The sequence below is a fragment of the Actinomadura rugatobispora genome (assembly GCF_055379765.1).
Genome location: NZ_AP029191.1, coordinates 3910218 through 3925953 on the forward strand (window position 1 = coordinate 3910218; position 15736 = coordinate 3925953).

Sequence of the window (15736 nt, forward strand, 5' to 3'; positions counted from 1 at the left end):
GACCGGCATCCGGTGGCCTCCGCATGATCGACGAGGTGTCCCCCGGTAAACGCCCCCGAAAATCACCCCGCGCCGCCGGCTCTCAGGTCACCAGGCCCCTGCGGTAGGCGTAGACCACCGCCTGCACGCGGTCGCGCAGGTCGAGCTTGGTGAGGATGCGCGACACGTACGTCTTGACGGTCTCCGGGCTGATCACCAGCGCCGCGGCGATCTCGCCGTTGGACAGGCCGTCGGCGATGAGGCGCAGGACCTCCAGTTCGCGCGGGGTCAGCGCGATGTCGTCCGCCTTGCTCCCGGCGGGACGGATCCGCGCCGCGTACCTGCCGACGAGCTGCCGCGTCACCTCGGGCGCCAGCAGCGCGGCGCCCGACGCGACGGTGCGGATGCCGTGCAGCAGCTGGGCGGGCGGGGCGTCCTTGAGCAGGAACCCGCTCGCCCCCGCGCGCAGCGCCTCGTACACGTACTCGTCCAGGTTGAACGTCGTCACCACGAGCACCTTGACGGGTTGCGCGACCCCGGCGCCGGCCAGCAGGCGGGTCGCCTCGATGCCGTCGAGGATCGGCATCCGGACGTCCATCACCACCATGTCCGGGTCCAGCCGGCGGGCGAGGTCGACCGCGGCGCGCCCGTCCCCGCACTCGCCGACCACCTCCAGGTCGGGCTGCGCGTCGATGATCGTCGCGAACCCGGTGCGGATCAGCGCCTGGTCGTCGCAGACCAGGACCCGGACCGGCGCGGTCACGACGGCCTCCCCGCGGGGATGCGCGCCCGCACGACGAAGCCGCCGTCCGCCCGCGGGTCCGCGCCGAACTCGCCGCCGAGGGCGTCGACCCGCTCGCGGAGCCCGGCCAGGCCCCGCCCGCTCCCGCCGGGAGAGCCGGCCCGCGAGCCGGACCCGTCGGTGCTGACCCGCACGGTGATCTCCTTTTCGCCATGCCGCACGTGGACCGCGGTGCGGCTGCCGTGGGCGTACTTGAGGGCGTTCGTCAGGGCCTCCTGCACCACCCGGTAGGCCACGACCCCGGCGCTTCCGCCCGACTCGGCCGTCCTGCCCTCCTCGGTGAACTCCACCGGCTGCCCGGCCCGGCGCGTCTGCTCCACGAGCGTGTGGAGTTCGCCGGCGGACGGCGTCCTGGCGTCGGTGCCGTGGTCGGGGTTGAGCAGGTCGAGCAGGTGCCGCAGATCGGTGATGGCCCGCCGGCCCGTGTCGGTGACGGCGCTCAGGGTCTCGTCGAGGCGTTCGGGTGCGGCGGTCAGGTAGCGTGCCGCCTCGGCCTGGACGACCATCGCCGTCACGTGGTGGGTGACGACGTCGTGGAGTTCGCGGGCGATGCGGGTGCGTTCGGCGGTGCGGGTGGCCTCGGCGACGCGGCGGCGGCGTTCGGCCTCGGCGGTCCGGGTGGCGCGGAGCCAGGTCCCGACGCACCACGCGGCGGTCAGCCCCAGGTAGAACGCCACGAATCCGTCCAGCCCCTCGGTCGAGCCGAGCCGGACGAGCGTGACCGCCAGTGCCACGTACACGATGGAGAGGACGACCAGGGTGGCGCGCCGGTGCCGTTCCAGATGGGCGCCCGCGCTCAGCACCGCGATGGTGATCGCGGTGCCGGCGACCATGTGGTGGCTGCCGAGCTCGGCGATGAGGAAGCCGAGCGTCACCAGGACGAGGGACGCGGCCGGCCACCGGCGGCGGAGGGCGAGCGGGAGGCATTCGAGGGCGAGCGCCACGGCGGCCACCGCGTCGAAGGGACGGGCCGGCAGGTCGCCGACCTGCGTGTCGTGGCCTTCGAGCACCGGCAGGAACGACGCGACGATCAGCAGCAGCGCGATCGGAAGATCTCGGACGGTGACGTCGCAACGCCGCCAAAGGGCCGGAACCCGACGAAGATCGATCACCGGGAGAGCGTAGCGGTCGCCTCGGCACGGCCGCTGCGCCGACCGGAAACCCGCCAGCCGGACAGCGTGCGCAACAGGATCCCGCGGACTCGGTCACGGCGACCGGCCGGGGCCGAGGGCGGCGCCCTTGTCCCCCGTGCGAGCTACCAGCGAATGTCCACGGCACGGTGACGCTTCATGAGCCTCCGGTTCCATAGCGTTTCGGCATGGCCGCGGCGCTCCCGCAACACCGCCGCGCAACGCCGATTCCCCTCACTGGAGGACATCATGCTTCGCAAGATCAAGGCATCCGCTGTGGCCGCGCTGTGCTGCACCGTGGTCGGCGCCGGGCTCGTCGGCTGCGACGGCGACGCGGTGGAGGACTGGGACCCGTTCGCCTCCGGGAAGGCCGAGGTCGACCGGTTCACCGGCACCAAGAAGATCGACATCGGCGGGAAGTCGGTGAACGTGTCCTGCTCGGGCGCCCAGGCCGACGGCAAGCCGGTCATCGTCCTGATGCACGGAGGGGGCGACGGGCTGGACAAGCTGGCCGCCGTCCAGAAGACGCTGAGCGAGGGCAACCGGGTCTGCTCCTACGACCGGCTCGGCGCGGGAGCGAGCGACCAGCCGGACGGCCCGCAGAACTTCACCGGTACCGGGAAGATCCTGACCGGGGTACTCGACCGGATCGCCGGCAAGGGCCCGGTCGTCCTGGCCGGGCACTCGCTGGGCGGGCTGGTCGCCGCCAGGTACGCCCCCGACCACCAGGACAGGGTCAAGGGGCTGGTCCTGCTGGACACCACGTCACCGACCATGGTCGAGGACATCACGAAGACGATCCCCGCGTCCGCCACGGGTCCGGGGGCCCAGGTGCGCGCGCAGAACCTCGCGATCTTCCAGGGGCAGAACCCGGAGAAGCTCGCCATCACCGACGGGAAGGTGCGTTCCGCCGGGAACATCCCGGTGGAGGTGATCCAGCACGGGAAGCCGTACCTCGCGGCCATCCCCGAGTACGGGCCGCGGCTGGAGCAGGCGTGGTCCGCGGGCCAGCGCAAGTGGCTCGCGCTGTCCGGCCGCGCCAAGCTGAGCACGGCCGCCAAGAGCGGGCACTACATCTACGTCGACCAGCCCGACGTCGCCGTCCAGGCCGTCCAGCGCGTCGCCTCCCAGGCCGTGCGGCAGGCGAACGGCGGATGACCGCCCGCTTCAGTGGTTCGGGGCCGGAACCGGCCCGCACCGGCCCCTGATCGGCAGCGGATTTCTCGTCTAGTGTGACGTGGGTGTCACGCGCTGCTCGGGCGGTTCCGCGGAAATGGAGTACGCCGCGTTGGCTCTGGTCGGCGATGGCCCTGGTCCTGGCGCTGGCATCGCTGTTCTGGCTGGTCGCGACGGCCGTTTCGGTGGGCGGCCAGGCCGCGGTGACGACGGCACGGGAGCAGGACGTTCCCGCGTATGTCAGCGCCCGCGCCGCCCGTGCCGCCTTGTCGGACGCCGACCGCGCCGCGTGGCAGAGCTTTCGTTCCGGGGCGGCCAAACTCATCGGCCCCGGTCAGCGGTTCCGGGACGACCTCACGACGGCCGGGCAGAGCCTCGCGCGCGTCGCCGGGACCGACCGCGGTGGCGCCACCGGACGCGACCTGCTGCACGCGGTGAACGCTCAGGTCGTCACCTATCAGGGGCTCGTGGAACAGGCCGATGCCACCTACCGGCAAGGCATGGAGAAGCTCGGCTTCGCCTATCTGACCTACGCCTCCGACCTGCTGCACGGTGACGGTGGACTGCTGGCCAGGATCGACGAGATCGCGCGGCGGGACCGGCAGGCCGTCGAAGATCAGCGCGATTCCGCCTGGATCGGCTCAGGTGTCGTCATCGCCCCCGTCGCGGTCGGGGTCGTTCTCATGGCGGCGCTGGTCTATGCGCAGGTCGCGATGGCGCGGCGGTTCCGGCGCGTTCTCAACCTGCCGCTCCTGGCCGCCTGCGTCGTGCTGTCCGTGCTGGTCGTCTGGACGACGGTCACGCTCGTGCAGACCCAGCGGGCCTTCACCCACGCCCACGACACGGAGCTGCCCGCACTCGACCGCGTCTGGCAGACCCAGATCGCCATGGCCGACGCCGGTGCCGGCGCGCTGAGGACGGGCCGGAGCGCCGACCTGACCGGCGGGCTGAACGTCGCCGCGGCCGACCGTGCGCGCCGGCCGCTCACGACCCGGCTCACCGACGCCGCGGACACCGGCGGGCTGACCTGGGGACTGCCGCTGCTGAGCCTTGCGGTGGCGGGCCTGGCCGCGGCGGGCTTCGCGCTCCGGCTCCGCGAGTACCGGGGATGATCATGCGACTTCTGACGGCCCTCCTGCTGCTCTGCGGTGTCGTCCTCGGCGGCTGCGGCGGCTCCGGCTCGGACACGACCGTCTCCGTGCTCGGCTCCTGGACCGGTCAGGAGGAGGTCTCGTTCCGGGCGGTGCTGGCCGACTTCCAGAAGCGCACCGGCATCCACGTCGACTACACCGGCACCCGGGACGCCCGCGCGGTGCTGGCCAGCGAGCTGCACGACGGCCGCCCACCGGACACGGCCGTCCTGTCCAGGATCGGCGACCTCCGCGGCTACGCGGCCGGAGGCGATCTGCGTCCCCTCAGCGGACTGCCGCACGGGGCCGACGACGGGCTGACCACCGCCGCCGGGCCGGACGGCGGTCGCCGCCCGTACGGAATCGTCGTCAAGGCGACGGTGAAAAGCCTCATCTGGTACAACCCGCGAACGATCCCGTCCGGGCTCCGAGACCGGCTCACCGCACCGCCTCGAAGCTGGGCCGACCTCGCCGAAGCCGCGGCCGAGTCGACCGGTGCCCGCCCCTGGTGCCTCGGGCTCGCCGACACGTCCAACTCGGGCTGGCCGGGCACCGACTGGATCGAGGACGTCCTGCTGCACGAATCCGGCCCGGAGGTCTACGACGCCTGGGTCTCCGGACGCCTGCCGTGGAACTCCGCGCCGGTACGGAACGCCTGGCGGGCGTTCGGCTCGGTCGTCGCAGGTGCCCGCGGCGGCACCAACGGCATCCTGCTCACCGGCTACGGCCAGGCCGGGGCACCGATGTTCACCGATCCGCCGGGGTGCCTCCTCGATCACGCGGGCTCTTTCGCCACCGCCTTCTACAACCAGGCCGCGAGCCGCCCGCAGCCTGGACGCGACTACGACTTCATCCCCTTCCCCGGCCGCCGCGCGGTCGAGATCGGCGGCGACGTCCTCGGCATGTTCCGCGACACCCCCGCGGCCCGCCGGCTCATCGCCTACCTCACCACCGCCCACGCCCAGGAGATCTGGATCAAACGGGCGGGCAGCGGCGCGTTCTCGCTCAACCGGGCCGTCCCGCCCGAGCGCTACCCCGACCGGCTCTCCCAGCGCATCGCCCAGACCCTCACGAGCGCGCAGACCGTGCGCTTCGACGCGTCCGACTCCATGCCGACCGTCATGGCCGCGGCGTTCGACCACGCCGTCCTGGAGTTCGCCGCCGACCCGAGGGACCCTCGCCTCGACACCATCCTGACCGCCCTGGACCAGGTCCGCCGAACCACTCGCTTCCCGTCCTGAGTGCCTGGGTGGCCGGTGTTTGGGAGGATCTCAGCTTGGCCGGGTACGAAAGTCTTCGTGTGGGGTGGCGCCCTTGGGACCGCTGAACCAGGCGGGGGACGCGGACGGGCAGGTGCTGGCGGGCCGGTACCGGCTGACCGATCTGCTGGGCCGGGGCGGCATGGGGGCGGTCTGGCTGGCCCGTGACGAGCAGCTGGACCGTGAGGTGGCGGTCAAGGAACTGCGCCTGCCCGAGCATCTGGACGACGCCGCGCGCCGGATCTGGGTCGCCCGGCTGGAGCGGGAGGCGCGTGCCGCCGCGCGGCTGCGGCATCCGGGGATCGTCACCGTGTACGACCGCGTCACCGGCGAGGACGGGCGCCCCTGGATCGTCATGGAGCTGGTGCGCGGGAGTTCGCTGCAGGACCTGGTGAAGGCCGAGGGGCCGCTGCCACCGATGAGGGTCGCGCGGATCGGGCTGCAGGTGCTGGACGCCCTGCACGCGGCCCATCGGGCGGGCATCACGCACCGCGACGTCAAGCCTGCCAACGTCCTGCTCGAGGGTGACCGCGCCGTCCTGACCGACTTCGGCATCGCGGCCGTCGAGGGCGATGTGACGCTGACCGGAACGGGCGCGGTCCTGGGCACTCCCGCCTACATGTCGCCCGAGCAGGTCCGCGGCCAGAAGGCCACGGCCGCCTCCGACCTGTGGTCGCTCGGGGCCATGCTCTACACGGCGGTGGAGGGGCACCCGCCGTTCGAGGGCGCCAGCCCTGGGGCGATCTTCGTCGCCGTCGCCACCCAGGACCCCGCCACGCCCGTGCACGCCGGTCCCCTCGAACCGGTGCTCCGGACGCTGCTGCGCCGTGAGCCGTCCCGGCGTCCTACCGCCGAACGCCTGCGGGCCCGGCTCACCTCACTCGTCCAAGAGCAACCGACCGCACAGCCCGATGCTCCGGGGAGCAGCGCCCTGCCGGAAGACTCCGGCACGCTGACCGGACATCCCGTCGAACTCGACGCGTTGCGGCTCGACGAGCGTGACCAGGCCGCGCGCCGGTTCGGATACCGGGTCTCCGGCCGGCCCGCGAGAACCGTCTCCCCCGAGCTCTTCGAGCAGCTGTCCCAGGAAGTCCGTATCGCACGCGAACGACGGCGGTTCCGGACCCGGCTCGGAACAACGATCCTTCTCGCGGCGATCGCTCTGGCGGTGCTCCATGCGATCCTCCACAGCATGGGCGTTGCCGCGCGCGACGTCATTCCCTGGCCTGCCCCGGTGTCCTTCTGGGCGTGCTTCGGCGGAATCACCGGCGGACTGGCGATCGCTCTCGGCCCCGGCAAAGGCTCCACGCGGATGCGGGCCGTCATGAGAGGCAATCCGTGGCAGGTATGGCCGTGCATGGTGACCGAGGACGTGGACGCCGCCACGGGAACGAACACCAGGTTCATCACCCTGATGGATCCGGGCGGCCGGCCCGTCACCTCGCTCACCCAGGTGGACACCGCCTCGGGAGGCATGGTGATGGAATGCTTTCCGCCCGGCCCTCTCGTCCTGTGGATCGCGGGACGGCTCGACCTGCGATGCGTGGTCGCGTCGCCCTTCCCCGCCGGGGCGCGGCCCAACAGCCCGGCGCAGGCGTTCCTCTGCCGACCCTCGACGGACACCGAGACGCGCTCACTCAGCCTCGGCTCGGCAGGGCAACGTTGGACTCAGATGGTGGAGCACGCCCGAACGGTCCCCGGAAGCTGGCCCACGGGGTGAGCACGCTGCCGGGTTTCAGCCGGTGGCGGGGTCGGTCCAGGCGACCTGGACCTGCTCGGGCGGGACGCCGCGTCTGGCCAGCAGCGCCCGGCCCTCCGGCAGGCGGCGGGAGGCGACGCCGTTGGCCAGCCTCCCCTCCATGCGGTCGCCGGAGAACAGCAGCGCGGGCGAGGACATCTCGGTGAGCGCCTGCAGCACCGGCTCGTACAGTGCCCGCGCCGCCCCGCCCGTGCGCCGTGCGACGATCAGGTGCAGGCCGAGGTCGGCGCCCTGCGGGACGAACTCCATCAGCGGCGACAGCGGGTTCGTCGCGCCCGCCGCGGTGAGCATGTCGAGGTCGTCGACGACGACGAACATCTCCAGCCCGCGCCACCAGGACCGCTCGCGGAGCTGCTTCGGGGTGACGTCCGGTCCCGGCAGGCGTTGGCGGATCTGTGCGGCGACCTCGGTGAGCACCTGCCCGGCGTGGTTGCGCTCGGTGCAGTACGCGAGCTGGTGCGGGGTGTCGACGAGGCCGAGGTGGCTGCGCCTCGGATCGACCAGCACGAAGCCCACCCGCTCGTAGGGGACGGCGGCGATCTGACGCAGCAGGGTGCGCAGCAGCGCCGACTTCCCGGTACGCGAGTCGCCGAACACCACCAGGTGCGGATCGGTCAGCAGGTCGAGCCGGACCGGGCCGAGATCGCGGTCGCCGATGCCCAGCAGCGGCGAGGTCACCTCGTCCGGGCGGTCCCCGCCGGGCAGCCGGGCCAGTTCCACCTTCTCCGGCAGCGTCCGCACCGCCGGCACGGCGGGCATCGACCAGCGCGCCAGCACCCGCTCGATCAGTTCCGCCTCGGCCGCCGGCAGATCGTCCAGGCCGGTGCCGCCGTCCACGCGGGGCAGGGCAGCCTGCGCGAACCGCTCCCCCGCCAGCAGCAGACGGCCCGGGACGTCGTGCGGCAGGCGCTCGGCCGCCTTGCGCCCCAGCGTCGAATCGAACGGGTCCGGCAGCCGCAGTTCGATGCGCCCGCCGAACGCCGCCTGCGTCCGCGCCCGCACCTGCGAACCGGCGCCGGCCGTGACCACCGTGTGCAGGCCCAGCGCCGGGCCGCGGGTGACCAGGCCCGCCAGCTTCTCGTCCAGGTCGTCGAACGCTTCCCGGGCCGCCGCCAGGCCGTCGATGAGCAGGAACACGTCCCCGTACACCGACGCGGGGATCCGGCCGTCCGCGCGGGCGCGGCGCAGCGCCGCCGGGGAGTCGAGCCGGTGCCTGCGCATCAGCCGCTCCCGCTCGTCCAGGAGGACGGTCAGGTCGGACAGGACGCGCTCCACCCGTTCGGGATCGGACCGGGTGGCGACCGAGGCGACGTGCGGCAGCCGCTCCAGCGGGGTCATCGACCCGCCGCCGTAGTCCAGGCAGTAGATCGCGACCCGGCCCGGCGGGTAGCGCAGCGCCAGGCTCGCCACCAGCGTGCGCAGCAGCACCGACTTGCCGGTCTGCGGGCCGCCGAGCACGATCACGTTGCCGTCGCCGCCCGCGAAGTCCCAGACGGTCGGCTCCTGCCGCTGCTCGCGCGGCAGATCGGTCAGGCCCAGCACCGCGGTGATCTCCTCGGGGCCGGGCTCGCCGCCCGTCCCGTCGAGGACGGCGCCGAGCGGCAGCGCCTCCGGCAGCGGGGGCAGCCACACCGGCCGGACGGGCGGCGCGGCGGCGTCCGCGATGCGGTCCACGATCACCCGCAGGACGCTGCGCCCGGCGGGATCGGCGGGCGCCTCCTCCCCGGCCGGGACCGGGCCGGCGCGCAGCAGCGCGCCGAGGCCGTTGCCGGGCAGCAGCGGCAGCACCGGCAGGTCGGGGCCCTCGTCGGGACGCGGCGGCGTGTACGGCCCGGACACCATCGCCGCCTTGAACCGCTCGAACACCGACGTGTCGACCTTGAGGATCCCCGACCCGGGCTCGGGCGGCAGGTGGTAGGCGTCCGGGACGCCGATCGCCTCGCGGCTCTCGGCCTCGGAGAAGGTGCGCAGCCCGATCCGGTACGACAGGTGCGACTCCAGGCCGCGGATCCGGCCCGACTCCAGGCGCTGCGTGGCCAGCAGCAGGTGCACGCCGATCGACCGGCCGATCCGGCCCACCGCCACGAACAGGTCGGCGAAGTCGGGATGGGCGGCCAGCAGCTCGGAGAACTCGTCGATGATCACCAGCAGGTGCGGCAGCGGCTCCAGGTCGGTCCGGCCGCCGTCGCGCAGCTCGGCGTGGGCGTGCACGTTGGGCAGCGCGCCCAGGTCCTTGAGCAACTGCTGGCGGCGGGTCAGCTCCCCGTACAGCGCCTCGTGGAACCGCTCCACCAGGGCGTCGTCGTCCGCCAGGTTGGTGATCATGCCGGCCGAGTGCGGCAGCGCGGCCAGGTCGGCGAAGGTGGCGCCGCCCTTGAAGTCGACCAGCAGCAGCGCCAGCCGGTCCGGCGGATGCGCGATCGCCAGCGCGCTGACCAGCGTCCGCAGCATCTCCGACTTGCCCGAGCCGGTGGCGCCCACCACCAGCCCGTGCGGGCCCATCCCGCCGAACGCCGACTCCTTCAGGTCCAGCAGCACCGGACGGCCGTCCGGGCCCACCCCGATCGGCACCCGCAGGAAGTCGCCCGCCGGCCGGGGCCCCCAGGTGCGGGACGGGTCGAGCGCCGCCGGGTCGGGCACGCCCAGGATGTCGGCCAGCCCGATCGTGGCGTGCAGCGCGTCGCCGGTGTCGTCGGCGGACGCCCGCAGCGGCGCCAGCTCACGCGCCAGCTCGGTCAGCAACGCCACGCCCGCCCGGTCGGCGACGCCCGTGACCGGCTCCGGCAGCGGCTCCTCGGACGCCTCGCCGGGCCGGTCGGCGCCCGGGACCGGCGTCAGCCGCTCCAGGGTGAGGGCGCCGTCCCCGTCCACGCTCACCCGGACGTCCACCGCCTCCGGCTCCTCCCGCCGGTCGGTGATCAGCACGATCACGTGGATGCCGAGCATGGCCAGGGACGGCACCGGCGGCACCGGCTCCAGCCCGGCCAGGGTCGCCTGGTACTCGCCGTCCACCACGACCACCAGCCGCCGGGTGCCCGGCCCCGGCGGGCGCCCGCGCCGCCGCTGCCAGGCGACGGTGCGCTCCTCGATCTCCTGTTCCAGCAGCTCGGCCATGCCCAGCGTGCCGGCGGCGACCAGCCGGGCCGGCAGCGGGCCGTCCAGCCGGCCCTCGGCGGCGTTGTGCGGCACCCACTTCAGCCAGTCCCACTCCACCGCCAGCCGCTCCGCGCGGACGACGGCCAGGCCCGCGTCGGCGGGCGAGGTGGTCGCCACCAGCTGCGCGGCCAGGGCCCGCGCCAGGTCCCGCCCGGCGCTCCGGCCGGCGACGACCGAGACCATCCCGGCCTCGGCCAGCGCCAGCTCCAGCGGCTCGCCCGCGACCTGCCCGTAGTGCCGCACCAGGCGGTCGGCGGCGTCCAGGCACACCGGGTCGTAGACGGTCAGCGGGTCGTCGCGGTCGATCCGGTCGGTCAGCGGACGGGCCAGCGGCGCGGTGCCCGTCCCGGCGCGCAGCCGCAGGAAGTCGGGGTCGGACGGGCGCCGCTCCCACCGGCGGCCGGGCAGCCGGGCCAGGTCGGGCAGCGCCCCGGGCGGCGGGTGCCGCATCGCCCCGGCCGCCCGCTGCGCGGCCACCACCTTCCGGAGCGTGCCGCGCAGCCCGTCGAGGTAGTCCAGATAGCGTTCGCGCTGCTCGCGGACGCGGCGGCGCGGCCCGTTGTACTGCGACAGGAACATCACCAGGCCGACGCCCACGCTGGCCACCATGAACAGCAGGCCGGCGGCGGCGAACAGCGGCCTGCGGCCCATCGTCAGGGTCATCAGCAGCCCGCCCGCGCCGGAGACGATCGGCATCATCAGCATCGCGCTCATCCCGCCGAGCGGAGCGTTCTCCGGCAGCTGCGGCGGCGCGGCCAGCATCAGCCGCTCGCCGCCCGGATCGGGCACCGGCCGCCTGGGCGGCCGCCGCACCGGGGTCGTGGCCACCTGAGTTCTCCTCCCGTACACCCGCCGGTCGGCTCCGCGTCAGCGAGGACCACGATGCTGACGATCGCTCCGGCCGCGGGGGAGATCATCCAACGGGGCGGCGGCCGGACGGCGAACGGAGGGTGGCCCGCACATGACGAGCGGAGGTTCGCAGGGGTGAAGCGGGCACTGGTGCGCCGGGCGGCGGCCGAGGAGACCGCGACGCAAGGCGGGTACTGCCGGGTCACGGTCGCCGGGCCGGGCCGCCGCGCCGACCTGGTGCTGCCGGCCGGGGTGCCGGTGTCGGTGCTGCTCCCGCAGCTGATGGCGCTCTGCGCGCCGGACCGCCCCGACCCGGACCCCGCCGCCTGGCGGCTGGCCCGGCTCGACGGCCGGGACCTGCCCGGCGCGGAGCCGCTGGCCGCCGCCGGGATCGCCGACGGCGAGGTGCTGATGCTGCACCCGCGCGCGGTACGGGTCCGGCCCGCCGAGGTCGAGGACGTGCGCGGCGCCGTCGAGGACCATGTGGACGCCACCTGGATCTGGGGGCCGTCCACCACCTACGGGTTCGCGCTGGCGCTGGCCGCGCTCGGACCGCCCGCCGTCGCCGTGGCCGCGGGCTGGGCCACCTCCTGGGACGTCCCGGCGGGAACGGCGGCCGGACGGGCGGGCTGCGCGGCGATCGCCGCCCTGCTGGCCGTGGTGGGCGCGTGGGCGTGCGGAGAGCGCACCTTCCTCGCCCGGCTGATGACGGGCGCGGCCTGCGCATGGGGAGCCCTGGCCGCGGCGCTCGGCGCCACCGCCGTTGCCGGAACCGCCCCGGTCCCCGCCGTCCTCGCGGTCCTGGCCGCCACCGGGGCGCTCGGCACGGCCGGGCTCGTCTGGTCGCGCGCCCCGTCCGCGCTGCCGTTCCTGAGCGGGTCCGCGGTGGCGGTCGCGGCGGCGGGCGCGGTGACGGCGGGTGAACTGCTCGGCGAACCCGGGCTCGGCGTCCGCACGGGCGCGGTGCTGCTCGTCCTCGCCGCCGGGGCGCTGCCCCGCGCCGCGCTGACGCTCGGCGGCCTGGCCGACGCCGACCAGCAGGCCCGCGACCACGGCCGGGTCCCCGCCGACCACCTCGACGACCGGCTCCGCACCACCGAGGACGTGCTGATCGGGGCGCTGCTGGGACTGTCCGGCGCCGCCTGCGTGCTGCTCGTGCTGCTGGCCGCGGGCGACGGCCGCGACCGGCTCCTCGCCGCCGTGGCCGCGCTGGCGCTGCTGCTCCGCTCCCGGCTGTTCGACCGCGTCCCGCAGGCCCTCGGCCCCCGCGTCGCGGGCATCGCCGGCCTGGGAGCCGCGGCCGTCGCCGCGGCCTCCGGGACCGCCCTCTCCGGCTGGACGCCCGCCCTCGCCGTGACGGCGGCGCTCGTGGCGGTGGGCCTGAGCGCCGTGCCGCTCGCGACCGTCCCCCGCGCCCGCCTCCGCCGCCTCCTCGACTGGACCGAACTGGCCGTGATCGTCGCGATGGTCGTCACCGCCGCCCACACCTTCGGCCTCTTCGACCGCCTCGGCCCCCTCCCCTTCTGACGAGAAGGCCGGACCAGGAGGAACCGTCCGTGAATCCCTGGTCCGGCCACACATGGTTCACCCGTGGTAGGAGGTCATCTCGACGCCGTTGCGGATGTCCCTGTTGTACTTGTCGAGGCTGTTGGCGGCGAACGTGTTGTAGTACTGCGCGTAGGTCTTGGACATCTCCCCGATGGGGTCGCGGTTGGGCGGTACCGCCGAGTCGAGCAGCGGCCGAATCAAATCCTGCATTTCGCGCTGTCCGATGGTGACCTGGTTGAGCCTCTTGATGGGGTCGGCCGGTTTATCGGTCCGGAGGTCCACTGGCACCACCTCCAGCGGCACCTTGCCGTTGCGGACGGCGGACTCGAGCATCGACAGCGTGGCCTCCGCTTCCAGCGCGGTCTGGGTGTACTTGTCGCTGCCGTTCGGCAGCTGCACCTCGACCGTCGGCGAGGTCACGCCGGCACGCACGTCGGCCCGGTAGATCTCAGTGCTCGAACCGATGATCGACTTGGCGTAGCCCGACCATTTGAACAAGTTGCCGACCGTCTCCTTGGCGAGGCCGGACCAGAGGGTCTTGGCGTTGGTGGAGCGGAACTCGGCATCGGTGCGGGCTTGCTGCTCGTTGCCGGTGCGGTCCATGGCCTCGTTCAGCATGCCCGCGTCATACAGAGCGCGCAGCTTGCCGTTGGCACCGCCGTATGTGGACGCTTTGTTCTGGCCCGTGGTGATCTGCTCGGTGACATAGCGCTGCAGATTGGCGTACTCGTACGCCTCCACCCCGGTGCCCAGGTGCCACGCCGCCTTCTCGTCGCCGGCGATCAGTTCGAAGAAGCGGGCGGCGTCGCCCTCGCCGACCTTCAGGTTGCCCCCGGCGTAGGCGGTCACCGTGGGATCCGTCATCTTTCCCTTGTCGGCGGAGATGAAAGCGGCGTCGGCTCCCTGGGGGTTGGGCACGACATCGGCGGCGAAACTGTCGAGGTGGTGGATGGCGATCTTGGCGAATTCCTTGGCCACTTCGGGGTTGACCATGCCCACCGAGTGCATGTCCGAGCCGATGTCGGCGAGGGCGGGGTACAGGCCGTTGTCCGCGTCGGTGACGGTCTCGATCAGGGCGGCCGCGGCCTCACCGGCGAGCTGCCGCCGCACGTCGTCGGTGTCGTCCCGGTCGTTCGTGCTCTCCTCGTAGATCCAGTCGGTGAGGCCGGTGACGGCCTTGCCGCCGTCGCTCCAGTCGTGGGAGTACAGCGACTTCAGCAGGTCCGGGGTCGGCAGACCCAGCTCGCCCGGATCGTGGTCGCCGGTGAGAAGCGCGTGGTTCGCCTCGATGTTGCGGGTGGCGACGTTCAGCATCGTGATCGCGGGCTTGTCGTCCCACCCCTGCCGCATGTCCGGGTGCGGGTTGTTGAGACTGTGATCGAGGTAGTAAGAGGTGGCGGAGACGAGCTGGGTGGAGAACTCCTTGCCGCCGGCATACTGGTGATCGCCACCGAGCAGCTGGCTGAGGGCTTTGTAGTTCTGGCTCCAGGCGTACTGGATCGTCCTCCCGTCGCCTTCTCCGACCGGGACGCCCTTGAACAGTTCGTGGATGACCGGCGGCAGCTTGTCATAGCCGCCGCCGACCTTCTCGTCGGACAGCAGCAGCAGGCCGCCGCCGAGCGCGTTGATCGTGTCACGCTGGAGGAGCGGGTCGTCGCCAAGGCTCTTGTCGCCCTTGCCGTTGAGGAAGCCGGGGAGCGTCTTGAACAGGTCGGGGCCGAGCGCGCCGTAGAAGCTCTGCAGGTACTGGATGGTCCTCGGGTCCAGTTGCCCGCCCTGCGCCGTGCGGAAGGTTCCCGCCTGCACGGCGGCGTTCAGCGCCGCGATCATGGCGGCGTACTCGGTGTCGGGCGGAAGCTTGCCGGTCGTGTAGGCCTTGAACTTCTCGGCGTCCGCCGCGGCGAGTTCCGGGTTCAGCGGCAGCGGGGCCTCGGCACCACGGATGTTGAACGGTGCCCAGGACAACGCCCCGGCCTCGACCAGGTACCTCACGTTCTCCGGGGTCGGTCCGGCGGTGAGCCGGTTGCCGAGGTCCGCGGCCGTCTGCTGCAGGGTCGACCAGGCGCTGTCGATCTGCTGGTTCAGATATCCGAGCTTCTCCTCCGCGGCCACCTCGAGGTCTTCTCTGTTGAAGGTGGGGCCGCCCGCCCCTTTCACCGCCTGCTGCGAATCCTTGGGAAGGGTCTGCTCGTAGAGCGTCAGCTCCGACCCCACGACACCGAAATTATTGCCCTTGGCGGTGTTCCACTCGTCGATGAGCTGCTGCCGGCGCGCCTTGAAGTCCCGGACGGCCTTGGCCCATGCCAGCGTGACCCCGGCACCGAAGTAGACGGCCTCGACCGCCGTCTTCCAGTCCTCGACGTTGTATCCGGTCTGACTGGTGATCTCGCTCGCCACCAGGGAGGTGAAGTTGAGCGCCGAGCTGTCCAGCGTCGCCCTGAGGTCACCGGAGCGTCCGATGATGCGGCCGGCGGTCGCCCAGAACAGGTTCGCCGCCGCCTCGATCAGGGCGGGGTCCGCCGCGGTGTCCGTTGGCTGGAATTCCCTCATCACTGCCCCCGGGGGATCTCGTAGTTGAGGTTCCGGAGCAGCGCCTGAGTGGCGCTCATGTCGCCGGTGATGGTCTGGTCGGTCTGCCCGACGTGGGTTCCGGCGGCCACGATGTTGCCGCTGAGCGTGACTCCGTGCGTCTGCACGCGGGCCATGGCCGACACGTTGGCCTCGCAGTAGGCCAGGTAACCGCGCTGGATGGGCGCCTCGACCGCCCGGATGTTCGTTTCCGACACCACCATCTGGAACTCCATGACCAGTTGTTCGAAGGTGCCGGCCAGTTCCTCCGCCACATTCCCCTGGGTCACCGCCTGGCCCGGATTGGCCCCGACCTCCGCCATGACGCCCCCTTCACACGTTTTTGCGGGGAGCGTAAGCGATCTCCGGGGCCGTACCGT

At 73.0% G+C, this 15736-nt stretch carries 10 protein-coding genes; 5 read left to right on the forward strand and 5 right to left on the reverse strand.

All coding sequences use genetic code 11. The features are described from left to right. Positions 1-82: 82 nt before the first annotated feature. Complete coding sequence (locus tag ACZ466_RS16790; RefSeq protein WP_378289364.1) at positions 83-742, reverse strand: response regulator; 660 nt, start codon at positions 740-742, stop codon at positions 83-85. Further along, positions 739-1893, reverse strand: a complete 1155-nt coding sequence (locus tag ACZ466_RS16795) for a sensor histidine kinase (RefSeq protein ID WP_378289362.1) — start codon at positions 1891-1893, stop codon at positions 739-741. The genes ACZ466_RS16790 and ACZ466_RS16795 overlap by 4 nt, the downstream gene beginning before the upstream one ends. 267 nt (positions 1894-2160) lie before the next feature. On the opposite strand from ACZ466_RS16795, the gene ACZ466_RS16800 reads away from it, so the two are divergent. From ACZ466_RS16800 to ACZ466_RS16815, 4 genes are all read left to right on the forward strand, one after another. Further along, a complete protein-coding gene (locus ACZ466_RS16800) occupies positions 2161-3069 on the forward strand; it encodes an alpha/beta fold hydrolase (RefSeq protein WP_378289360.1) in 909 nt (302 codons plus the stop codon). Positions 3070-3215: 146 nt separating this feature from the next. Beyond that, a complete protein-coding gene (locus ACZ466_RS16805) occupies positions 3216-4199 on the forward strand; it encodes a hypothetical protein (RefSeq protein WP_378289358.1) in 984 nt (327 codons plus the stop codon). Between the two features lie 2 nt (positions 4200-4201). Beyond that, positions 4202-5458, forward strand: coding sequence for an ABC transporter substrate-binding protein (locus ACZ466_RS16810; RefSeq protein WP_378289356.1), 1257 nt, complete (start codon positions 4202-4204; stop codon positions 5456-5458). 73 nt (positions 5459-5531) lie between these two features. Continuing rightward, positions 5532-7196, forward strand: a complete 1665-nt coding sequence (locus tag ACZ466_RS16815) for a serine/threonine-protein kinase (RefSeq protein ID WP_378289354.1) — start codon at positions 5532-5534, stop codon at positions 7194-7196. A 15-nt stretch (positions 7197-7211) separates the two neighbouring features. Here the strand turns inward: ACZ466_RS16815 and eccCa are convergent, their stop codons facing one another. Continuing rightward, a complete protein-coding gene (gene eccCa / locus ACZ466_RS16820) occupies positions 7212-11153 on the reverse strand; it encodes a type VII secretion protein EccCa (RefSeq protein ID WP_378289462.1) in 3942 nt (1313 codons plus the stop codon). A 222-nt stretch (positions 11154-11375) separates the two neighbouring features. Here eccCa and ACZ466_RS16825 point away from each other — a divergent pair, with 222 nt between their 5' ends. Further along, positions 11376-12767, forward strand: coding sequence for an EsaB/YukD family protein (locus ACZ466_RS16825; protein ID WP_464043861.1), 1392 nt, complete (start codon positions 11376-11378; stop codon positions 12765-12767). A gap of 57 nt (positions 12768-12824) precedes the next feature. Here the strand turns inward: ACZ466_RS16825 and ACZ466_RS16830 are convergent, their stop codons facing one another. Together ACZ466_RS16830 and ACZ466_RS16835 are read right to left on the reverse strand one after the other, a co-directional pair. After that, the gene (locus tag ACZ466_RS16830; RefSeq protein ID WP_378289350.1) at positions 12825-15338 is read right to left on the reverse strand and encodes a TPR repeat domain-containing protein; all 2514 of its coding nucleotides are present in this window, start codon (positions 15336-15338) and stop codon (positions 12825-12827) included. Further along, positions 15338-15679, reverse strand: a complete 342-nt coding sequence (locus ACZ466_RS16835; protein ID WP_378289348.1) for a hypothetical protein — start codon at positions 15677-15679, stop codon at positions 15338-15340. The genes ACZ466_RS16830 and ACZ466_RS16835 overlap by 1 nt, the downstream gene beginning before the upstream one ends. Between the last annotated feature and the right edge of the window lie 57 nt (positions 15680-15736).